The organism is Bradyrhizobium sp. C-145 (assembly GCF_023375135.1).
GTDB classification, from domain to species: Bacteria; Pseudomonadota; Alphaproteobacteria; order Rhizobiales; family Xanthobacteraceae; genus Bradyrhizobium; species Bradyrhizobium zhanjiangense.
In genome coordinates this window covers 9,288,925-9,309,427 of sequence record NZ_CP088150.1, presented here as the reverse complement: position 1 = coordinate 9,309,427, position 20,503 = coordinate 9,288,925, and the positions used below count along the sequence as shown (strand labels likewise).

The following is a 20,503-nucleotide window of genomic DNA, read 5'->3' as shown; positions in this document are numbered from 1 at the left end:
CGTCCGCGGAGGATTGAATATGTCAGGAAATACCAAATGTCATGAAGCAAGAAGCAGGCCAGCACGTCACTCCTTCTTGTCAATCCGCGCAGGCTAGACCGGATCATCGAATTCTGATCTCGTGGCGCACCCTTCAACCGCTCGTGTCCGCATGACCCCCTTCAAGACCATTCGTGCCCGCGCCGAGAAACGCAAGGGCGGGCCTAAGGCGCTGGAGAAGCTGATGCCTAACAAGCCAGACCTCAAGCGGCTGGCGAAGCTCGGCGACGACCGCATCCTCGCCGAGATGACGAAGCGAGTGTTTTGCGCCGGCTTTGCCTGGAGCGTGATCGAGACGAAATGGGACGGTTTCGAAGACGCCTTCCTGCATTTCCAGCCGGCCAAGCTCAGCTTCCAGCCCGAGGAGTATTGGGAAGCCCTGCTGCGCGATGCACGCATCGTACGCAACGGCGCCAAGATCATGTCGGTGCGCGACAATGCCGCTTTCGTGCAGGAGATCGCGAAGGAACACGGCAGCTTCGGCAAGTTTCTGGCGAAATGGCCATCGTCCGACGAGATTGGGCTGCTCGATCTCCTCGCCAAGCGCGGCAGCCGGTTAGGCGGCAACACCGGCCAGATGCTGCTGCGCTTCGTCGGCTGGGACGGTTTTGTGACCTCCAAGGACGTGGTGGCTTGCCTGCGCGATGCGGGTCTCGACATTGCCGAAGAGGTGAAGTCGAAGGGCGATCTCGCCAAAGTGCAGGCGCAATTCAACGCCTGGTCCGAGGAGACCGGCCTGCCCTACACGTATCTGTCACGCATCTGCGCATTGTCGATCGGTGAGGACAGGAGCGAGTAGCAGGCCGATAGAAGGCCATTGGCCGCCGGATCGTGGACATCCTGTGGCGATCCCGTGCCATGAGCGCGGCAGAGGCAGCGCTCGATCACGAAATACATTTCTCAGGAACATTTGTGCGCAGCACTTGTTCGAAGTTTGAGCCAGGCGGCACACCGGCGCAGGGAACGTCCGCTCTGGCTCAGCTCAATGAAACCCGACGTGACAGAACGGAGCAGCTCATGAAGCTCACATCCGAACAAGTGAAGCAGACTGTCAACCAACTCGGTGCTCAGGTGCTGCCCGACGAACATCCCGCCATGCCGCAGCTTAACAGCATGTTCGGTGAGCACACCTTCTTCGTCGACGAGATGGGCCTCAAAGTTCTCGAGCCCACACCGTCGCTCGGTACCGATCGCGAGAGCGGCGAAGTCGTCAGCCTCGCCGATTGGGGCGATTCCGACCTGACCCGCCTGATGGCGCACGAGCCGGAACCGACCGGCGTGATCGTGGTGTTCGAGCATGTGAGGCATTGATCGGCCCGAGCGGGACATTTTGAGACACGTGCGCCACGGTCGGCGAACCGCGGTTCGCTGCTGTGGCGCACGGCTTTAGCGTGCCCGGTCACGTGACAATCAGCTCGGTTGTCTTGTCAACGCGTGTCTTGTCAACAAGTATCTTGCCAACGAGCTTGGTGCCGATCGTGTCATCCGCCACTGACGCTGCGTGCGTAGCGCCACATTTCTCCGCGACGGGCCGGAAACAGCGCGATGATCGTGAGCGAGACCGCATACGAAAGGCAGAAGCAGGCTGCCAAATCGGGAATCTCGTCGATCGAACATGCCAGCAGCCAGCGATGCAGCAGACACACAGTCACGACTGAAGCGAGGGCACCGGCGAGATGAGGCCCGACGACCTTCATGAGGTCTCGATGACGCACCGGGCCGCTTCGCCCAATCAGCCACCACAGGATGGGCGTGCGCACCACTCGCATCGACGTTCGACGCTTGCGCCGGCGGGATCCTCGTGAGAGGCGATTGGGAAAAGACCGAGCTCGAGCTACAGAAGAGGCTGATCGCATCAAGAAACCTGCCGGCTCATTCATTGGGAACCGCGCGTAATAGCGTCAAGCCTCGAGACTTCGCTGTTCTCTTACACTGTTGGTTGCTTCAGCGGGAATCTCGATGGCGATCTGAGTTCCCGGACCCGCCTTGCTCTCGAGTCGCAAGCGCCCGTTGAGCGATGAGGCGACTAAATTGAACGCGATGTGGAGGCCCAGGCCGGCGTTGCCACGCTCCCGGCTGGTCGTAACGAACGGATCGAAGATGTGAGCCTGCAATGGCTCGGGGATTCCGACGCCTTCATCGGCGCAGACCAAGCGGACTGATTTCGGGTCCGGCTGGCTCACCGTGATGACAAACCTGCCGCCGCTTTTGTCAGGATAGGCATGCCCGGCAGTGTTGAGAGCGAGATTGCTGATCACCTGAGCAAGCGCTCCGGGATAGCTGTTGAGCGTGATTCCCGCCGGGCATTGTACGTCGACCGCCAGGCCATGGTGCGACAGCAGCGGTCCAAGCTTGGACGTCAACTCCGACAACCAATCCCTGAGCTCGAACGTGCGCCGGTCCTCATCGGCCTGATGCACGGCGACCTGCCTGAAACTATGCACCATCTCGGATGCGCGGTGCAGGTTGTCGAAGGTCAGGTTGAGCCCCTGCTTGAGCCGGTCAATCCCCTTGGTCAGATCGGATCGCCGGACCGACGCTCCGCCCAATGCATCAGCCATTGCTTGCAGATCAGTCTGCATGGCTGTCGAGGTCGTCAAGGCGAGGCCAAGCGGAGTGCTGACCTCGTGAGCGACGCCTGCCACCAATTGCCCGAGCGAGGCGAGCTTCTCTGCCTGCACGAGGTGCTCTTGGGTTGCGCGGAGATCGCGTAGCGATTTCTCCGAGCGTTCTTTCTCCCGTTGCAGCGCCTCGGACGTTCGGAATTGCTTTCGGGCCCGGTACTCGCGCGCAGCCACGGCATAGAGCGACAATGCGTAGGCGTTTCCGACGAGAGAATGATTGATGAATCGCAGGCCCGTCGGCATCGTCAGCGCGAACGTCTCGGCGACCAGCAGCGCCACCCACGACAGCAGGCAGAAAATCGCCAGCGAGCCGATCCGCAATGGCAGCATGGTCGAGACGAACAGGATGATCATCATCATGCCCGGAGCGGCAAACGTGAAGCCTGACGGCAGCACGAGATAAATGCTCGGCAGGATGCAGCCGGGAATGACGCAGTAGACGAGGAAAATCGTCTCTGCCCACGGCTTCATCCATCGCCGTGACAGCAGCGCGGTCAGCGGGAGCAGCACGAACAGGGCAGTGCCACCGCGGATTGCAAGGGTGGTCGGAACGACTTCGGGGTAGAGCACCCAATCCCAGATGGTGTAGCCGGCATAGGTGGCGGCACCGAGCAGCATCGCGATCTGCGTCCACCCGAGACTGCCTCGGACGTACTGATCGACAAACCGCCGCTCCTCGATGCGGTCTTCGAAGCGCAGTCCGAGGCGTATCAATAAGGCAAGCATCCCAACATCAATCGCGAAAAGGCATGTTTTGATGTCTCTACGACAGGTTTGGCGGCGCGTCGCGGATAAAGATGTCGCGTTCGCCGGGGGGCCGCCGGTCGCGTTCAAATACCCAAGGTCAGCTGAGGCTCCGAAGCGCCGCCGACCTGGAGCGAAGACAGCGAGACCCCCAGTAGCCTGACCCGCTTGGGCAGCGGCATCTCGGCTTCGAGCAGGCCGCAGGCCAGCCGCTCCAGTTCGTCCCGTCCCGCAACCGCCGCTGCGACGGACCTGCTGCGCGTGATGATCTCGAAGTCGGCAAACTTGATCTTCAGGGTGACGGTGCGGCCGCGATTGCCGGTGGCCTCGCAATGCCGCCAGACCTTGTCGACGAGAGGTTCGAGCTCGGCGGCCAGCGCGTCGAACTCGGTGAGATCGGTTGAGAACGTGTTCTCCGCGCCGATCGACTTGCGGATCCGGTTGGCCCGGACCGGACGTTCGTCGACACCGCGCGAGATCCAGTAGTAATAGGCGCCCGACTTGCCGAAATTCGCATTCATGAACTCCAGCGTCTGGTTGCGGATGTCGAGGCCGATGAACATGCCGAGCGCGTTCATCTTCGCACTCGTCGCCGGGCCTATTCCGTGGAACTTGCCGACGGGCAGAGCCTCGACGAAAGCGGGGCCCATTTCCGGGGAGATCACGAACTGACCGTTGGGCTTGCGATGATCGGAGGCGAGCTTTGCCAGAAACTTGTTGTAGGAGATGCCCGCCGAAGCGTTGAGGCCCGTCTCGGCCTTGATCTTCTCGCGGATGCGCAGGGCGATGTCCCGCGCCAGCGGGATGCCTTGCAGGTTTTCCGTCACGTCGAGATAGGCCTCGTCGAGCGACAATGGCTCGATGATGGACGTATGCTCGGCAAAGATGTCGCGGATCTGCCGGCTGATTGCCTTGTAGACCTCGAAGCGCGGCTTCACGAAGATCAGATCGGGACACTGCCGCTTCGCAGTCACGGAAGGCATGGCAGAGCGAACCCCGAACTTGCGTGCTTCATAGCTGGCGGCCGCGACCACGCCGCGTTCCGCAGAGCCTCCGACTGCGACCGGCTTGCCGCGCAGGTCCGGATTGTCGCGCTGCTCCACGGACGCATAGAAAGCATCCATGTCGATATGGATGATCTTGCGGACGGGCGAGGCTTCGCCGGTCACCGTGTCGGATTCGCTCATGGAATGATGATACAATTGAGCGGAGCGAAGCGCGAGGTGGCCCGTGCCCACGCTTCAATGGACGCTTTCGAATGTGCCGCATGATGCATTTCTGCGACCCGTTCGAGCCCGGTGCGCCGTTTGCCGATGCGGCAGGCGCCCGAAGCTGACTTCATCCTGCGGCATGCGCTCTCGCAAGGAACGCGATTCAGAACAAGCAGGTCTTTAAAACAAGCGCTTTCGCAGCGATGCGGTTAGCTCCTCGGGTCCAGCCGGCCCCAAAAGTCAAGGGCCGCGGCGACGATCGCCTCCGGTGCGTCCTCCTGGACGAGGTGCTTCGCATCGGGAATGACTGTGAACGAAGAGTCCGGAATGCGTCGGGCGAGTTCCTTGCCATCTACCAATGGAATGAACTCGTCCTCCTCGCCCCACAGAATGGCGACGGGGCACCGGATCTCGCCGTACCGCCCTTCCACCTCATGCGAATATCTGTCGTCCATCTGTGCGATCTGCCGCCAGAAGGCATTCTGCCCCTCGTCGCCAAGCCATGGCTCTATGTAGGCCCGCATATCCTCCTCGCGCAGGCGGTACTTCACCGCGGCGCTTATGTAGGCGCGCAGAATCGCCTCGTGCACGTAGGCTGGCAATCCGGAGAACACACCCGGGTGCGCCTTTGCTGCCTGGACGAGCACTGAGCCTTGCGGGCTGATCGCGACGGGATCGATCAGCATGAGGCTGCGGTACTCGACGCCGTCCAGTAGATGCGCGCGCAGCGCGGCCGAACCGCCGAAGTCGTGGGCAATAATGTCCGGCCGGTCGATGCGCCAGTGACGCGCGAGAGCGGCGAGCAGGCCGTTCTGGGCTTCGTGGAGGACGTCCGCATCTGGCTTGGCCGATTGGCCGTAGCCCAAAAGGTCGTAGTAGAAAACGCGTCGGTGCCGAGCGAGCCAGGGCACAATCCGACGCCATTCACGCGAGGAGAAGGGCGAGCCATGCACGACAACGGCCGGCCGCCCCTCGCCCGCAACGCCCCAGGCGATGCTCTGTCCCTCAAATGAGAACCGATCCCGTAAGTCCCATCGCGCCATTGCCGTCCTTTCGAATCCAGGAGTCACCGCGATTCAGGTAACGCTGCGGCCAGAGTGCCGAGGTCAGTTCTGATGTGGGCGAGCACAACCTCGATAAGGAACATGGAGCGGGTTGCCACTCCGCTTAGAGAACATATCGACATCGCGATGTGTTCCACGGTTCAGCGCGCCGAGCACAAGACGAAGGAACTCGTGCCGATGGGCAGATTAGCGCGAGCTGCTTTGCGCTGATTTCTACTCGCTGTTGAGCAAGTCCTTCATCTGGACAATCTCAGAAAGCTGGCTTTCGGTGATGCTGCTGCAGAGCTTCTTGATGCGGTCGTCGGTAAGATTGGCTTTGCGGCACATGAGTACGGCGCCTGAGTGTTGGGAAATCATGAAACGGCGCACTACGGCACCACGCGCGCGGTGCATTCGATGCTGGGCTACTCACCGGGCCGTGGGCGATTGGTTGGGTTCTTGACTGGCGCGGCGGATGCTCTGCGACAGGTGGGCGAGTGCCTTTGCCTTCATAGCCGCTGTGATGGTGGTAGCTTTGATCTCGTAGTGGCCTGCTGGGATCGCGATTAACCGATGCAACGATGGAGGCGGAGATCAACTCGATGATCGTCGAAAGAGCCTAATTCCATTGATTGGCTTACCCCATCGCTTACGCAAGCGAAGAGATCGAACGGCCGGACGGCCCCTAACCAATTGAATTTATTGGCGCGCCACGACCGATGAAGATGGGCACTACTGCTTCGCCGTTGCGCTATGATGCCGCGGCCGCCGACGCGATCCGGCCGGATAACCAGCGACGGACTGCGATCTTGCGCTACGCCTCGTGGCGGCTGTCTTCCCGATTTTCGCGGGTGGTCCGGTTCCCTTCGATGGACCAGATCCGGACATATGAACCAAGCATGTGGTACGATTTGTTAGCCGAGTGAATGGCAGGCGGAAAATGGATATTGCCAAGAAGATCATCACAAAGCTCCCGCTGGAGGAGCTATGGAACGAAAAGGGCACTCTGAACGCACGACGCGTCTCGTCGTGCCTGAATGCGGCTGACGTAATAGAGATGCTAAAGGTAGGGACGACCTTTGTCGTCGCTGACGTGGGGAGACCGCCCTACTGGATAGATCCATCGCATCGCTTCGAGTTCTGGAAAACTGAGGTGAAGCCCCGACTTGCAGATTTCGATCAGGCTTTCCTTGACCAATACCCAGGCGGTTATTGCTATTTCGCCTCAAAGTGGCAGCTCGCTGATGAGCTTGCACTGATAGTCGTCGAACGACACCACTGATCGGCAAGCGTGGCACCGATCATGGCCGTCCAGCGGACGGGTGGAACCGTGTCAGAAACTCAGCAATCTCGCTATCACTCGCCTGCCAACGTGGCCCACGTTCGCTTCTCAATAGGGAGAGGCCGAGGAGTTCTAACGGGCAATCGGCCATAAGCTGGAGCGTTCCTTTCTTCGCGATCCAGCGCTCCTCGCCGTCCTTATCGATACGATCAACGGAATATCCAAGTTCGATCAGTGCGAGATACGCTGGGACTTCCGTATTGCCTGCGGCCGCAATGCTTTCTTGCGCCATCTCATCCCCCGTGCCGTCCAGATAGTGTTTGAGTATCGCCTCGTGCTCGCGATCGACCTTGCCTGCGGTCCGCAATGACCGCAATTGCACAAGGGCGCACGTTAGCCCGCGATGCGCATCGGGTGCTTTGGGTTGCGGCGTATGAATTCGTCAACGTCCCGCAATCGTTCTGGCAATGGTTCAGCGTCGGGGTGGCTTCGATAGCTCCAGAAGCGGAAACCTGCTGACCAGAGGGCTTGCACCTTCTGCCATTGTTCGGCGTCGGACCGCTTCGGAGCTTTGAACGACCGACCCATCTCATGGAGACAAGAGCCGCACTGCGGACAAGTCGCGCCCATGTCCGCCCGCACCTTCCACGATTTCCGACACTCGAAGCAGGCATGGGCTATGAGGTAATCGCCTCCGCGCGCCGCACGAGGCGGACGCGGGTCGGCGCGCGTGCCAGTGGAGCGCCGCAAATCCATCCGTCGAGCTTTTTCCCAGCCGCCTACCATCCGGGGAGAATGACAGCGGACCCCAATGTCTGCAATGGGGGCCATTCGCATCGATATTACTAAGTCCACCTTCTCGACCGCTATCGACAATACCCGACCTTACCGACCGAGAGCTGGGCGCGGATCTCGACCGATTAGGACGGCGAGATAAAAGCGACGGTGTCGCTCCATGCCGTCGGAGGTCGTAAGTGTCTGTCTGCACGTCGCTTTGGATGGCACTGCAGCGGCTCCATATGAAGTGGCCTGGTGCCGCTCGAGCCGCAAAAGCATTCAAAATCAACGTTCCGAGCGCCATCGTTCGCAGCGTAGCGTCTTCTTGCGCGTACTCGGCGGATGTCCGGCCACGATCGCATGGAAGGCCACTGCCGGACCAACGGCACGCCGTCAAGGCTCGCGCTGCGCGCGACCGGCTCCGCCGGCTTGCGGCCTTGACTGCGCTTCGCTGGCCCGGCTCTTTTGCTTCCATGCGTTCATGGCCCGCTCTGCGCGATCGCGCTCATGCTGCAGAGAAAGTGCGAGTTCGCAGGGCTACAGCGTGACTTGGCGTAGACATCGGCCGTTCTGCGGATCGGCCCGGCTTGCCACAGTGGCGCCATGGCTCCTCCTCACATCGAGCAGCGCCTTTTACAGCCCAAGCGTCTCGAGGAAGTCTTATCAGGCGTCCTACATCGCCGGAAAGAACGCGCCGAGCGCCGAACGACGCATATCGCCGAATTGCGCAAGCGTGCGGCTGAGGCAGAAGCCAAACTCAAGCGGCTGTACGACGCCATCGAAAACGGGATCGCTGACGTGTCGGACCCAATGCTCAAGGAGCGTGTGACCGAGCTAAAGTCGATCCGCGATCAGGCCCGCGCCGACGCGGAGCGGGCCGAGGGTGCGCTGGATCGGGCTGGGCCGAGCATCACGCCCCAGGCGCTGAAAACCTTCGCCAGCCAAGCCCGCAAGCGGATGCGGACCGAATCCGGCGGCTACCGGCGCGACCACCTCCGCGCGCTCGCCCAGCGTATCGAGGTGGACGCGAAAGAGATTCGCATCATGGGGTCGAAAAGCGTGCTCCCGCGCACGCTTGTCGCCGCATCGAGCGCAAAAACGGCAGGTTTTGGAGTGCCCAGTTTTGTACCGAAGTGGCGCACCCGACACGATTCGAACGTGTGACCTTTGCCTTCGGAGGGCAACGCTCTATCCAGCTGAGCTACGGGTGCTAGTCGAGGCTTCATGTAGCCGATTGGCGAGGGGCGGGCAACCGGTTCTCACCGGCTCGCGCTGGAAGCGTTTTCGAGCGAAATGGATCCGGTTCGCGTAAAGAAAACGCGTCAAAACAAGAATCTAGAGCCCCGTTCCGATTCTATCGGAACGGAAATGGCACTAAGCCGATTTGCGCCGGCCAGGGGCCGGAACCGCTGCGGCCTCCCGGCCGAGGGCGGCGAACTCGGCCAGCACCCGTTCGGCGCAGATGACGCGGTTGCGGCCGAGCCGTTTGGCCACATAGAGCGCCTCGTCGGCCGCGCCGAGCAGCCGGTCGGGGCCGCCATCGGCACCACTGGGAATGTGGCTTGCGACGCCGACGCTGAGGGTGACGTGCTCGCCGGCGCCCATGGCGCCGTGGGCGATCTGCAAGGCCAGGACGGCGCAGCGGATCTCCTCGGCGACGGCGCAGGCGGTATCGCAATCCATGTCCGGCAGGATCAGCGCGAACTCCTCGCCGCCATAGCGGCCGGCGAGGTCGAGCGGGCGCATGGCGTGGCGGCTGACGGCAGCGGCGACCGCGCGCAGGCATTCGTCGCCGCTCTGGTGGCCGTGCCGGTCGTTGAACAGCTTGAAATGGTCGACGTCGACGAATAGCAGCGCCAGCGGCTTCTGCGTGCGCTGGGCGCGGGCCCATTCGCTCATCAGCATCTGGTCGAAGGCGCGGCGGTTCGACAGGCCGGTCAGCCCGTCCTTGGTGGCGAGCTCCTTCAGCGCCATCTCGGCGCGCTTCTGGTCGGTGAGGTCGCGCAGCGTCTCCACCACGGCGATCAGCTGGCCGGCCTCGTCGTGGATCGGGCCGGCGTCGATGGCGAGATAGAGCTGGCTGCCGAGCTTCGGCATCACGCACCAGTTCTCGGCGCTGAAGCCGAGGCCGTTATGGCCGCGCGCGGCATATTCCGAATAGTACTCCGGAAGCTGCTCCGGGCGGTCGAGCGCGACCAGGTCGGCGAGGCAGGGGCGCTTGGTCTCGTAGAAGGCCTGCCAGTGCTTATTGGTGCCGATCACCTCCGAGGCGGTGACGCCGGTCAGCCGCTCGCAGGCTCTGTTCCAGATCACGACGCGGCGCTTCGGGTCGATCACGAAGGTCGGCACCACCAGATGCTGCATCAGCCGCACGGCATAGGAATCGGCGACATCGACGGTCTTGGCCGGCGTCTTCCCTGGCTTCGCCATCAGGCCACCGCCGCCACCGGCAAGACGCCGGGCAAGCCATCGCCGGTGCCGAACAGCTTTCGCACTTCGGTGGCCGGCTTCGGCGCGCTGAACAGATAACCCTGCATCTCCGTGCAGCCGAGGTTGCGCAGCATCTCGCGCTGGGCCTCGGTCTCGACGCCCTCGGCGACCGTGGTCATGCTGCTGGCGGCGGCGATGTTGACCACGGCCTGCACGATGACAGGCGCGCCGTCCGCCTCCGCAATGTCGGCGACGAAGCAGCGGTCGATCTTGATCTTGTCGAACGGGAAGCGCTTCAGATAGCTGAGCGAGGAGTAGCCGGTGCCGAAATCGTCGAGCGCGATGCGCACGCCGACGGCGCGGAGCTGGTGCAGGATCGAGAGCGCCGCATCGTCGTCGCGGATCAGCACGGCCTCGGTGATCTCGAGCTCGAGCCGGCGCGGGTCGAGCCCGGAGGCGGCGAGCGCGCCGGCGATCCGCAAGGCCAGCGTGTCACATTTGAGCTGCACCGGCGAGACATTGACCGCAACGCGGACATGCGCAGGCCAGGTCGCGGCCTCGTTGCAGGCCATGCGCAGCACCCAGTCGCCGAGCTCGCTGATCAGGCCGGTGTCTTCGGCGACCGGAATGAACTCCGCCGGCGACACCATGCCGCGCTCGGGATGGCGCCAGCGCAGCAACGCCTCGCAGCCGGAGACCTCGCCCGAGCGCAGATCGACCAGCGGTTGGTAGTGAATCTCGAAGCCGCCGTTGACGAGGGCCTGGCGCAGATCCTGCTCCATGGCCAGGCGCGCCTTGGCACAGGCGTCCATCGCCGGCTCGAAGAAGCGGTGGGTGCGGCGTCCTTCGGCCTTGGCGCCGTACATCGCAAGGTCGGCATTCTTGATGAGCTGATCGAGATCGGAGCCGTCCTGCGGCGCCAGCGCGATCCCGATGCTCGCGTCGGTGGAGAGCTGATGGCCGAGACAGTGATAGGGCTGCCGGATCGCTTCGTAGATCCGCGTCACGAACGACACCACGTCGGCGGAGGACTGGATCCCGGTCTGGATGACCGCGAATTCGTCGCCGCCGAGCCGCGCAATCAGGTCGTCCTGCTTGAGGCAGCCGCGCAGACGGCCCGCGATCGCTTTCAACAGCTCGTCGCCGACATGGTGGCCGAGCGAATCGTTGATGCCCTTGAATTCGTCGACGTCGATGTAAAGCAGCGCGAACTGCCCGCCGCTGGCAACCTTCGCCAGCTCGCGTTCGATCTGCTCGCGGAACAGGGTGCGGTTCGACAGGTCGGTCAGCGCATCGTAGTGCGCCATATGCGCGATCTTCTCGTGGGCGCGCCGCCGCTCGGTGACGTCATCGACGACGTGGATGAGATAGCGCGGCTCGCCGGCCTTGTCGCGGAGGCCGATCCGGGTCGAGGTGATGTAGCGCAGCCCCATGGCCTGGGTCTGCCAGGGATGCTCGTCCTTGAAGAGCCCCTTGAGAGATTGCAGTGCCTTGTTGTCGTCCTCGGTCACCACCATCGCTGACGGCGTCGGGAAGATGTCGAAGGCGGTCTTGCCGACGACGTCCTCGCGTGACTGGCCGAATTGCTGCTCGGCGACGCCGTTGATCAGCAGATACTGCCGCGTGCGCGCGTCCTTCACCGTGATCTGCGAGGGGATGTGGTCGATGATCTCGCTCAGGAAGGTGTGGTTGCGGTCGCGCTCCTGCTCCAGGTTACGGCGCTCGGTGATGTCTTCAATCGTGGCGACCCAGCCGCCCTGCGCGAGCGGGGTGTTGATGACTTGGAAGGCGCGGCCGTCGGCCAGCTGATGAATTCTCGTGGAGACCGTGCCTTCGGCGACGATCCGCATGACGTCGGCGCAAAATTCCTCGACATTGCCGTCGAACGCGCCACGCTCCTTGCGATGATACATCGCCTCGCGGATGTGACAGCCGGGCTTGATGACATCGTGGGAGAGGCCGAACATGTCAGCGTAGCGGCAGTTGCAAATGACGATGTATCCGGCGGCATCGTACAGGATCAGCCCCTGCGACATGTTGTTGAGGGCGGTGTCCAGCCTCTGCCGCTCGGCCTCGATTCGCTCCTGGGCCTCGCGATTCTGCCGGTTGATCTGTCGGATGATCAGATACAGGATCAGCGCGATTATGGCGGCCGAGAGCGCCGCCGTCGTGACCATGAAGCCGGTCTGCTGCCGCCAGTCCGCGAGTGCAGCCGACATGGTATTGGTCGCGACGATGACCAGGGGAAAATGATTCAGGGACGCGGCCGAGCCGAGCCGCTCCTCGCCGTCGACCGGACTCCTGACGCGGAGCGTGTGCTGACCGCCCTTGGCCAGCACCTTCTGCATCAGCGGCGCATTCTTGAAGCTTCGTCCGATCATCTCTTCGAGATGCGGATAGCGCGCCAGCATCTTGCCTTCGCGATCGAACAGCGAGATCGCCGTGCCCTCGGCAAGCGCGACGGATGCGAAGTACTGCTGGTAGCTGTCCGGATCGATTCGCCGCACCATCGCGCCGAGGAAGGCTCCGTCGGCGCCGTTCAGCCGGCGCGCGACGATCGTGGTCCATTTGTCGATGATGAAGCTGCGGACGGATTCCAGGATGACCGGCTCGGCCGTCGGATCGGATTTGAACGTCTGGAAGTAAGCGCGCGAGGAGACGTTGATCTTCGGCAGCGGCTGGGCCCGCGACCAGTTGATCAGCTCGCCGTCGGCGTCGTAGATCGCGATGTCGCCGAGATAGGACGCCGAACTGATCTTGCTGCGCAGCATCTGGTTCGTCGCGAGCCCGGACATGCGCTCCCGAAACATCGCGGGCGAGGTGATCTCCGGCAGGTTCATCTGCCCGATCACATCGGCAGCGACGACGTCGGAATCTTCAAATTGCTGATCGAAGTGCCGCGCGATCAGCTGCACCGTGTTTTCCAGCTCGCGCTCGCGGTTGGCGAGGGTCCGCTCGCGGAATTCGCCGATGGCCATGGCGGTGACGATGAAGATGCCCGCGACCAGCAACACGCCGCACAGGGTCAACCACAGCACCGGCCCGCGCCGAAGCGCTGCCTCCCAGCCGTTCTTCGCGGCTAGGGACATTCCGGCTGCGATCCCTGACAAGACGTGGCGCATTCCCCCTCCCTGGAAGGGCAGGAATACACCACACAAATGGCCTAAACCTTAGGAAAGCCAGTTACCTAGGCATTAATCCCATTGCGAGATCGCATCCCCATGCAACGACCCGCCGCGCTGCACCATTAATCTTCGCTTAATGCGAGGCGCCGGCGCTCTTGTCGCCGCCGGCCTTGCGCAGCCGTCCGACCACGCCGGTCGGAAAGAAGTAGACGCTGGCGATGAACAGCAGCCCGAGCCACAGCAGCCAGCGGTCGGGATGCAACAGGCCCGGCAGCAGCGGCAGACCGGCTTCCGACGCCGCCGTGGACGCGACGCCCATCAGCGACTGCAAATAGTTCTGGGCGAGGATGAAGATGGTGGCTCCGATGATCGCGCCGTAGATCGTGCCCATGCCGCCGATCACGACCATCAGCAGGATATCCAGCATGATCGAGAAGCTGAGCGAGGTGTCGGGCCCGGCATAACGCAACCACAGCGCATTCAGGATGCCGGCGCTCGCGGCGACCAGCGCCGCGAGGCAGTTGGCGTAGGTCAAATGGAAGACGGTGCGGAAGCCGAGCGCCTCGGCGCGGAAACGATTCTCGCGGATCGCCTGAAGCACGCGCCCGAACGGCGAGTTCACCACCCGCAGCAGAGCCAGGATCATCAGGGCGGAGATGGCGAACACAAGGTAGAAGGTCAGGATGCGGCCGTTGATCTCGAAGCCGAACAGGCTCTTGGAGACCAGCACCGTGCCGGGCCGCAGTAGCTCGGGCAGCTGAAAACTGCGCCCGTCCTCGCCGCCGGTCAGCCAGGAGAGCTGCGAGGCCAGCACCTGGAAGGCGGAGGCGACCGCGAGCGTGATCATGGCAAAGAAGATCGCGGCGACCCGCAGCGAGAACAGCCCGATCGCGAGCGCGAGCAGAGCTGCGAGCGGCAGGCCAATGACGATGCCGGTTGCGACCGCGGTCCAGTTCGGGCCCATCCCGTACAGCGCGATCGCGATCGCGTAGCTGCCGATGCCGTAGAACATGGTGTGGGCGAACGACACCGAGCCGGTATAGCCGAGCAACAGGTCGTAGGACGCGACCAGGGCGGCGAAGACGCAGATCTTGGCCGCGACGTTCAGCGCCTTGGCGCCTGGGAACAGGAACGGCGTCGCCGCCAGCGCCAGGATGATGAGGACGAGAACGAGCGTGAGGACACGGCTGCGCGGCGGGTCACCGGAGAGGATCATCATCGGCTGGTCACCGCATAGAGGCCGCGCGGCCGCCACATCAGAATGGCGACCATCAGCAGGATGTTGGAGACGAGGGCGAGTTTCGGCACGAGGAAGCCGCCGTAATTGGCAACCATGGCCACCAGGATCGCGCCGATGAAGCAGCCGCCGATCGACCCGAGCCCGCCGATGATGACGACGATGAAGATCAGCACGGTGAGGTCGTCGCTCATGGAGGCGTGAACCTGCTCGCGATAGAGCGCCCACATCACGCCGCCGAGGCCCGCGAGTGCCGATCCCGTCATGAACACGCCGAGGAATAGGCGGCGAATGCGGTAGCCGAGCGCCTCGACCATCTCGCGGTTCTCGACGCCGGCGCGGATCAGGAGGCCGAGCTTGGTGCGGTTGAGCACGAGCTGGATCGCGATGAAGACGGCGAGGCCGATCAGCATCGCCAGCACACGGTATTTGGCAATTGCGACGTCGCCGAGGATGAAGGAGCCTCGCAGCGAGGTGGGCAGCGGCATCGGGATGATCTGCGGTCCCCACAGCGCATACAGCGTCTGCTCGGCGACGATCAGGCCGCCCGTCGTCATCAGGATCTGCTTCAGATGCTGGCCGTAAACGGGCAGGATCAGCACGCGCTCGACGATCAGGCCGAGCGCGCCTGATACTGCCATCGACAGCAGCGCTGCCGGTGCCAGCACCGCGAGGTTCACCCACAGCGAATCGGCTTGGATCGAGGCCGCAAACGGCGCCAGCACCAGGGTCGCGACATAGGCGCCGACCGCGATGAAGGCGCCGTGGCCGAAATTGAGCACGTCCATCAGGCCGAACACCAATGTAAGTCCCGATGCCATGATGAAGATCATCATGCCCATGGCGAGGCTCGCGGCGGTCAGCGTCAGCCACGAGCTGGTCGAGCCGATCAGCGGGATCATGAGAAGCGCGAGCGCGACCGGCAGCAGGATCGGCGCGATGTCGCGCTTCGGCTTCGGCAGCGGATCATTTGCGGCGAGTTCAGTCACTGATGCGCCTCCAGGCTCAGGCCGAGCAGTCGCTCTTGCAGCGGCACGTCGGCGGCCAGCGCCGCCATCTCGCCGCGATGGACGATGGTGCCGTTGTCCATCACCAGCACGTTGTCGCCGAGCTCGCGGGCGGCAAAGAAATTCTGCTCGACCAGAAGGATGGTCGCGCCCTTGCGCTTGATCTCCTTCAGGCACTCGATCAGCGCCATCACGATGGCGGGCGCGAGGCCCTTGGTCGGCTCGTCGATCAAAAGCAGCTTGCGCGGCTCGATGATGGCGCGCGCGATGGACAACATCTGCTTCTGCCCGCCCGAGAGGCTTCCCGCCCGCGACAGCCAGAATCGGCGCAGCGCCGGGAAGAAGCCAAAAATCCAGTCGAGCTGGGCATCGTCCAGCGGCCCGTCGCGCGCCGCCAGCACCAAATTCTCTTTCACCGTGAGATCGGAAAACACCGCCATGCTCTCCGGCACGTAGCCGACGCCGAGCCGCGCGATGTCCGGCGTGGCGCGGTTCTCGATGCGTTCGCCGGCGAGGGTAATCTCGCCGTGCGAGGCCTGCCAGAGGCCCATGATGGTGCGCAGCGTCGTGGTCTTGCCGGCGCCGTTGCGGCCGAGCAGCATCGTGGTCTGCCCCTGCGGAACTGCGAGATCGATGCCCTGGAGAATGTGATAGCGGCCGATATGGGTGTGCACGCCGGAGAGTTTCAAAAGGTCGGTCATGCTGCACTCCCTGCAGCCGTCTTGGGTGCTACGCCGAGATAGGCCTCCTGCACGATTGACGAGGCGATCACTTCGGCAGGCGGGCCGTCCGCAACCAGCTGGCCGTTATGCAGCACGATGATGCGGTCGGCGAGCGAGCGCACCACGTCCATCTTGTGCTCGACGAGCAGGATGATCTTGCTCCGGTCCTGCTTGAGCTGGGCGATCAGGTTGAGAACGACAGGCACCTCGTCGATGCTCATGCCGGCGGTTGGCTCGTCGAACATGAAGACATCAGGCTCCAGCGCGATCATCAGCGCTACCTCGAGTTTGCGCTGGTCGCCATGCGACAGCGCGGTCGCGGCGACGCCGCGCCGGCTGCCGAGCGCGACCTGGTCGAGGATGGCGTCGGCACGCGCGATCAGGTCGCGGCGGACCATCCAGGGCCGCAGCATGTCGTAATGGGTGCCGTTCGCCGCTTGCACCGCGAGGCGGACGTTCTCCTCCACGGTGAGGTTCGGGAAAAGATTCGTGAGCTGGAATGCGCGCCCGAGGCCTGCGCGCGTGCGCATCGGCGCGGAATGCTGGGTGATGTCGGTGCCGTCGAACAGGATGCTGCCGCTGGATGCGCGCAGCTGACCCGAGATCAAATTGAAATAGGTGGTCTTGCCGGCGCCGTTCGGCCCGACGATGGCCGTGAGCTCGCCCGGGCGGAACGTGCAGGTGACGTTGTTGACCGCGACATGGCCGCCAAAGCGGATGGTGAGGTCGCGGGTTTCGAGGGTTAGCGGCATTGGAGTCCGGCGAATGATGGGAACGGAGATATATCCGCGATCACGCTGCGCTCCCTCCCCCGCTTGCGGGGGAGGGTAGGGGAGAGGGTGTCGCTGCAGGCGAGAACCCCCAAGAGGAGAAAGCCCTCACCCGGCGCTACGCGCCGACCTCTCCCGCAAGCGGGAGAGGTGAGCACCACACTCACCGCTTGTTGCGAACCGGCACGTCCATGTCCTCGATCTTCAGCTCACGCACCGGCTCGAGCACGGCCCAGGCGACGTTCGGATCGACCTTGACCTTGAAGTGATACATGCTCTGCAGCGCCTGATGGTCCTCTTTGCGGAACACCATCTTGCCCTTCGGGGTGTCGAACTCCAGGCCTTCCATCGCCGTGATCAGCTTTTCAGTGTCGGTCGACTTCGCCTTGGTGACGGCGGCGACGACGGACATCGCGGCGGCAAAGCCGCCCGCGGTGAAGAAGTCCGGCGGCGCGTTGAAGCGCTTCTGGTGCTCGGCGACCAACCAGTCGTTCACCGGGTTCTTCGGGATCGCATAGAAATAGTACGTCGCGCCTTCCATGCCGGGCAGGCCCTTATAGGCGGCGAGCGCCGGCAGGATGTTGCCGCCGGTCGACAGCTCGATGCCGTAGCGCTTCGGATCCATGTCCTGGAGCTTGGCCAGCGGATTGCCGGCGCCGGCCCAGATCACCCAGATCACCTTGCGGCCCGGCTTGTCCTTCAGCGCGTCGAACAGGCGCTGGCCGACAGCGGTGAAGTCGGTGGTCGAGGTCGGGGCATATTCCTCGGCGGCGAGCGTCGCGCCGGTCTTGGCAAGCGCCTCCTTGAAGGCGGCGACGCCGTCGCGGCCGAAGGCGTAGTCCTGCGCCAGCGTCGCCACGGTGACGCCCTGCTTGCCGATCGCGACCGCGTTGGAGATCGCGTCCTGCGAGGAGTTGCGCGCCGTGCGGAAGATGTAGCGATTCCACTTCTCGCCGGTAATCTGATCCGCGACCGCGGGCTCGACGATCAGGATCTTCTTGTTCTCCTCGGCGACGGGGAGAATGGCAAGCGCGGCGGCCGACGAGGTCGTGCCGATCGCGATGTCGGCCTTGTCGTCCTGATAGGCTTCCGCGAGCGCCGCCTTGGCAAGGTCCGGCTTGCCCTGGTCGTCCTTGGTGATGACGACGATCTTGCGGCCGTCGAGCGTCATGGTGCCCTTGGTGGCGTATTCAAAGCCCATTTTCAGGCCGGTCTCAGTCTGCTTGGCATAGGCCTCGAGCGGACCGGTCTTGCCGTAGATCAGCGCGATCTTGAGATCGTCGGCCCGTGCGGATGCGCCCGCGGCGAGCGCGAGGATGGTTGTTGTTATGATGAGTGATCGACGCACGATGGTCCCTCCTGATTTAAAGCTTCTGGCAACAGCGATTTGCACAACACTACGAACATTGCAATTGAACCTTCCGGCGAAGCGGATTTGGCTTTGCCAGCATGCATCATTTTTGGGCCTGCTGCATGGCGCGCGCAACGTCGGCGCCTTCGACCTGCCGCCGATCGGACTGCGCTTCGTCCGCACTCTCGAAGATATGCGGCGCAACGCCGCGCTTCTCTAGGGCTTCGCCGAGCTTGATGCGCAGGAAGCCCGACGTGGTGTAGCGCGATACGCCGGAATAGAAGCGATCGACGAGACTGCGGACCATGGCCGAATAATCGTCCATCAGCTCCGGCAGGATGGAAAAATTGTCATAATTGACGATGGCGTAGACGCGGCGCCCGAGCGGGGCGAGCCTCGCCTCGACGATGGAGGCGATGGTGTCGATCTCGGCCTTGCTACGCAGCGGGTAGCGCTCCAGATTGACGAAGAACAGGTTCTGCTGCTCGTCCAGCGTGAAGCGCTGGTCGAGCGGGATGGTGAGCAGGCGCTCGCGTAGATCCATGAGATCTTCGCGGAAGATGCGGTCGTCCATCAGAACAGGATCGCGCGGGATCAGCGGCTTGAAATCCATCAGGCGCAGGATGTCGCGCTCGACGTCGATGCCGGGCGCAACTTCCGTCAGCTCGAGGCCGTCAGGCCTGAGCTCGAACACGCAGCGCTCGGTGACGTACAGCGTGCGCTGCTTGCGCGCGGCGGCAAACGGACCGCTGAAGGTGACGTGCTCGACGCTATCGACGAACTTGCGTGATTTGGCTTCGTCGAGGATGACGAGCTTGCCCTCATTCACCGCAATGCGCTGCTTGCCCGCGCCGAAGGTGCCGACGAAGATGACCTCCTTGGCATTCTGGCTGATATTGATGAAGCCGCCGGCACCCGCAAGTTTTGGCCCGAACTTGCTGACATTAAGGTTGCCGGCGCGGTCAACCTGGGCGAGGCCGAGGAAGGCGGCATCCAAGCCGCCGCCGTCGTAGAAATCGAACTGATAGGGCTGGTCGATCACCGCCTGTGTGTTGATCGCCGCGCCGAAATCGATGCCGCTCGCCGGGATGCCGCCGATCACGCCCGGCTCCGCCGTCAGCGTGATCAGATCGATGATCCGCTCCTCGTTGGCGACCGAGGCGATCCCCTCGGGCATGCCGATGCCGAGATTGACGACGCTGTTGGCCTTCAATTCGAGAGCGGCCCGGCGGGCGATGATCTTGCGCTCGCTGACCGGCATCACCGGCAGCGAGGCGGCACGGACGCGGATCTCGCTCGAGAACGCCGGATTGTATGGCGTGCCGAAGGTCTGCCAATGGTTCTCCGGCTTTGCCACGACGACGCAGTCAACGAGAATGCCGGGAATCTTCACTTGGCGCGGATTGAGGCTGCCGGCTTCGGCGACGCGCTCGACCTGGGCGATGACGATGCCGCCGGAATTATGCGCGGCCATAGCGATGGCCAGCGCCTCCAGCGTCAGCGCCTCCTTCTCCATGGTGAGGTTGCCGTCGGGATCGCCGGTGGTGGCGCGGATGATCCCGACATTGATCGGAAACGTCCTGTAGAGCAGGCACTCCTCGCCGCGCAGCGTGATCAGCTCCACCATGTCCTCGGTGGTGCGCGCGTTCAGCTTGCCGCCGCCGTGCCGGGGATCGACGAAGGTGCCCATGCCGACGCGGGTGATGTGGCCGGGCCGCCGCGCCGCGATGTCGCGGAACAGATGGGTGATGACGCCCTGCGGCAGGTTATAGGCTTCGATCTGGTTCGCGATCGCGAGCTGCTGCAATTTCGGCGCAAGGCCCCAATGCCCGCCGATCACGCGGCGGACCAGGCCCTCATGCGCGAAATGATTGAGGCCGCGCTGCTTGCCGTCGCCCTGGCCGGCCGCGTAGACCAGCGTCAAATTGCGCGGCTTGCCCTGCGTGTAGGGCGCATCGCCCTCGTTGGAGAGATAGAGCTCCTCCAGTGCGATGGCGATCTCCTCGGCAAAGCCGATGCCGACGAAGCCGCCGGTCGCCACCGTATCGCCGTCGCGGATCAGCATGACCGCCTCGGCCGCTGTGACGACCTTGCCCTTCTCGGAATTGCGCAGGTAAGGCAGAGCTGGGTGCTGGCTCACG

At 63.4% G+C, this 20,503-nt stretch carries 18 protein-coding genes and 1 tRNA gene; 4 read left to right on the top strand and 15 right to left on the bottom strand.

The window, feature by feature from the left end; genetic code table 11:
• The first annotated feature begins 151 nt into the window (after window positions 1-151).
• Both LRP30_RS43805 and LRP30_RS45335 read left to right on the top strand, forming a co-directional pair.
• Window positions 152-838, top strand: coding sequence for a DNA-3-methyladenine glycosylase I (locus tag LRP30_RS43805; RefSeq protein WP_091898451.1), 687 nt, complete (start codon window positions 152-154; stop codon window positions 836-838).
• A 218-nt stretch (window positions 839-1,056) separates the two neighbouring features.
• On the top strand, window positions 1,057-1,350 hold the full coding sequence (locus LRP30_RS45335) for a hypothetical protein (protein ID WP_091898453.1): 294 nt from the start codon (window positions 1,057-1,059) through the stop codon (window positions 1,348-1,350).
• A 170-nt stretch (window positions 1,351-1,520) separates the two neighbouring features.
• On the opposite strand, the gene LRP30_RS43795 is transcribed toward LRP30_RS45335, so the two are convergent.
• The 5 genes from LRP30_RS43795 to LRP30_RS43775 all read right to left on the bottom strand — a co-directional run bounded on the left by LRP30_RS43795 (window position 1,521) and on the right by LRP30_RS43775 (window position 6,009).
• Window positions 1,521-1,736: a hypothetical protein gene (locus LRP30_RS43795; RefSeq protein WP_249758845.1), complete on the bottom strand. Its 216-nt coding sequence runs from the start codon at window positions 1,734-1,736 to the stop codon at window positions 1,521-1,523.
• Window positions 1,737-1,940: 204 nt separating this feature from the next.
• A complete protein-coding gene (locus LRP30_RS43790; RefSeq protein WP_249761968.1) occupies window positions 1,941-3,389 on the bottom strand; it encodes a HAMP domain-containing sensor histidine kinase in 1,449 nt (482 codons plus the stop codon).
• Window positions 3,390-3,493: 104 nt separating this feature from the next.
• Window positions 3,494-4,594 (bottom strand): DNA polymerase IV, encoded by a 1,101-nt coding sequence (gene dinB / locus LRP30_RS43785; RefSeq protein ID WP_249758844.1) that lies wholly within the window; start codon window positions 4,592-4,594, stop codon window positions 3,494-3,496.
• Between the two features lie 233 nt (window positions 4,595-4,827).
• Window positions 4,828-5,661 (bottom strand): alpha/beta hydrolase, encoded by an 834-nt coding sequence (locus LRP30_RS43780; protein WP_249758843.1) that lies wholly within the window; start codon window positions 5,659-5,661, stop codon window positions 4,828-4,830.
• A 234-nt stretch (window positions 5,662-5,895) separates the two neighbouring features.
• Window positions 5,896-6,009: a DUF305 domain-containing protein gene (locus LRP30_RS43775; RefSeq protein ID WP_249758842.1), complete on the bottom strand. Its 114-nt coding sequence runs from the start codon at window positions 6,007-6,009 to the stop codon at window positions 5,896-5,898.
• 592 nt (window positions 6,010-6,601) lie between these two features.
• On the opposite strand from LRP30_RS43775, the gene LRP30_RS43770 reads away from it, so the two are divergent.
• Window positions 6,602-6,943, top strand: a complete 342-nt coding sequence (locus LRP30_RS43770) for a hypothetical protein (protein ID WP_249758841.1) — start codon at window positions 6,602-6,604, stop codon at window positions 6,941-6,943.
• Window positions 6,944-6,962: 19 nt separating this feature from the next.
• Here the strand turns inward: LRP30_RS43770 and LRP30_RS43765 are convergent, their stop codons facing one another.
• Complete coding sequence (locus tag LRP30_RS43765; RefSeq protein ID WP_249758840.1) at window positions 6,963-7,310, bottom strand: hypothetical protein; 348 nt, start codon at window positions 7,308-7,310, stop codon at window positions 6,963-6,965.
• 1,013 nt (window positions 7,311-8,323) lie between these two features.
• Between LRP30_RS43765 and LRP30_RS43760 the strand changes: the two genes are divergently transcribed.
• Entirely contained in the window at window positions 8,324-8,884 is a 561-nt protein-coding gene (locus LRP30_RS43760; RefSeq protein ID WP_249758839.1) for a hypothetical protein, read from the top strand.
• On the opposite strand, the gene LRP30_RS43755 is transcribed toward LRP30_RS43760, so the two are convergent.
• The 9 genes from LRP30_RS43755 to LRP30_RS43715 all read right to left on the bottom strand — a co-directional run bounded on the left by LRP30_RS43755 (window position 8,855) and on the right by LRP30_RS43715 (window position 20,502).
• Window positions 8,855-8,931 (bottom strand) — tRNA-Arg (locus LRP30_RS43755). The genes LRP30_RS43760 and LRP30_RS43755 overlap by 30 nt on opposite strands.
• 163 nt (window positions 8,932-9,094) lie before the next feature.
• Window positions 9,095-10,150, bottom strand: a complete 1,056-nt coding sequence (locus LRP30_RS43750; protein WP_249758838.1) for a diguanylate cyclase — start codon at window positions 10,148-10,150, stop codon at window positions 9,095-9,097.
• Window positions 10,150-13,239 (bottom strand): EAL domain-containing protein, encoded by a 3,090-nt coding sequence (locus LRP30_RS43745; RefSeq protein WP_249758837.1) that lies wholly within the window; start codon window positions 13,237-13,239, stop codon window positions 10,150-10,152. The genes LRP30_RS43750 and LRP30_RS43745 overlap by 1 nt, the downstream gene beginning before the upstream one ends.
• A 169-nt stretch (window positions 13,240-13,408) precedes the next feature.
• Window positions 13,409-14,494, bottom strand: a complete 1,086-nt coding sequence (locus LRP30_RS43740; RefSeq protein ID WP_249758836.1) for a branched-chain amino acid ABC transporter permease — start codon at window positions 14,492-14,494, stop codon at window positions 13,409-13,411.
• Window positions 14,491-15,501 carry a branched-chain amino acid ABC transporter permease gene (locus tag LRP30_RS43735; RefSeq protein ID WP_128940641.1) on the bottom strand — a complete coding sequence of 337 codons (1,011 nt, stop codon included), beginning with the start codon at window positions 15,499-15,501 and terminating at the stop codon, window positions 14,491-14,493. The genes LRP30_RS43740 and LRP30_RS43735 overlap by 4 nt, the downstream gene beginning before the upstream one ends.
• Entirely contained in the window at window positions 15,498-16,220 is a 723-nt protein-coding gene (locus tag LRP30_RS43730; RefSeq protein ID WP_128940640.1) for an ABC transporter ATP-binding protein, read from the bottom strand. Before LRP30_RS43730 ends, LRP30_RS43735 begins: the two co-directional genes overlap by 4 nt.
• On the bottom strand, window positions 16,217-16,993 hold the full coding sequence (locus tag LRP30_RS43725) for an ABC transporter ATP-binding protein (protein WP_249758835.1): 777 nt from the start codon (window positions 16,991-16,993) through the stop codon (window positions 16,217-16,219). The genes LRP30_RS43730 and LRP30_RS43725 overlap by 4 nt, the downstream gene beginning before the upstream one ends.
• A gap of 181 nt (window positions 16,994-17,174) precedes the next feature.
• Window positions 17,175-18,359 (bottom strand): substrate-binding domain-containing protein, encoded by a 1,185-nt coding sequence (locus LRP30_RS43720; RefSeq protein WP_249758834.1) that lies wholly within the window; start codon window positions 18,357-18,359, stop codon window positions 17,175-17,177.
• A gap of 106 nt (window positions 18,360-18,465) precedes the next feature.
• Window positions 18,466-20,502 (bottom strand): acyl CoA:acetate/3-ketoacid CoA transferase, encoded by a 2,037-nt coding sequence (locus LRP30_RS43715; protein ID WP_276017366.1) that lies wholly within the window; start codon window positions 20,500-20,502, stop codon window positions 18,466-18,468.
• Window position 20,503: the final 1 nt, after the last annotated feature.

Excerpts from the sequence above, each read along its gene's own strand:
- LRP30_RS43805 (WP_091898451.1), top strand. The coding sequence starts at position 152 with ATGACCCCCTTCAAGACCATTCGTGCCCGCGCCGAGAAACGCAAGGGC.
- LRP30_RS45335 (WP_091898453.1), top strand. The coding sequence starts at position 1,057 with ATGAAGCTCACATCCGAACAAGTGAAGCAGACTGTCAACCAACTCGGT.
- LRP30_RS43795 (WP_249758845.1), bottom strand. The coding sequence starts at position 1,736 with ATGAAGGTCGTCGGGCCTCATCTCGCCGGTGCCCTCGCTTCAGTCGTG.
- LRP30_RS43790 (WP_249761968.1), bottom strand. The coding sequence starts at position 3,389 with ATGCTTGCCTTATTGATACGCCTCGGACTGCGCTTCGAAGACCGCATC.
- dinB (WP_249758844.1), bottom strand. The coding sequence starts at position 4,594 with ATGAGCGAATCCGACACGGTGACCGGCGAAGCCTCGCCCGTCCGCAAG.
- LRP30_RS43780 (WP_249758843.1), bottom strand. The coding sequence starts at position 5,661 with ATGGCGCGATGGGACTTACGGGATCGGTTCTCATTTGAGGGACAGAGC.
- LRP30_RS43775 (WP_249758842.1), bottom strand. The coding sequence starts at position 6,009 with ATGTGCCGCAAAGCCAATCTTACCGACGACCGCATCAAGAAGCTCTGC.
- LRP30_RS43770 (WP_249758841.1), top strand. The coding sequence starts at position 6,602 with ATGGATATTGCCAAGAAGATCATCACAAAGCTCCCGCTGGAGGAGCTA.
- LRP30_RS43760 (WP_249758839.1), top strand. The coding sequence starts at position 8,324 with ATGGCTCCTCCTCACATCGAGCAGCGCCTTTTACAGCCCAAGCGTCTC.
- LRP30_RS43750 (WP_249758838.1), bottom strand. The coding sequence starts at position 10,150 with ATGGCGAAGCCAGGGAAGACGCCGGCCAAGACCGTCGATGTCGCCGAT.
- LRP30_RS43745 (WP_249758837.1), bottom strand. The coding sequence starts at position 13,239 with ATGTCCCTAGCCGCGAAGAACGGCTGGGAGGCAGCGCTTCGGCGCGGG.
- LRP30_RS43740 (WP_249758836.1), bottom strand. The coding sequence starts at position 14,494 with ATGATGATCCTCTCCGGTGACCCGCCGCGCAGCCGTGTCCTCACGCTC.
- LRP30_RS43730 (WP_128940640.1), bottom strand. The coding sequence starts at position 16,220 with ATGACCGACCTTTTGAAACTCTCCGGCGTGCACACCCATATCGGCCGC.
- LRP30_RS43725 (WP_249758835.1), bottom strand. The coding sequence starts at position 16,993 with ATGCCGCTAACCCTCGAAACCCGCGACCTCACCATCCGCTTTGGCGGC.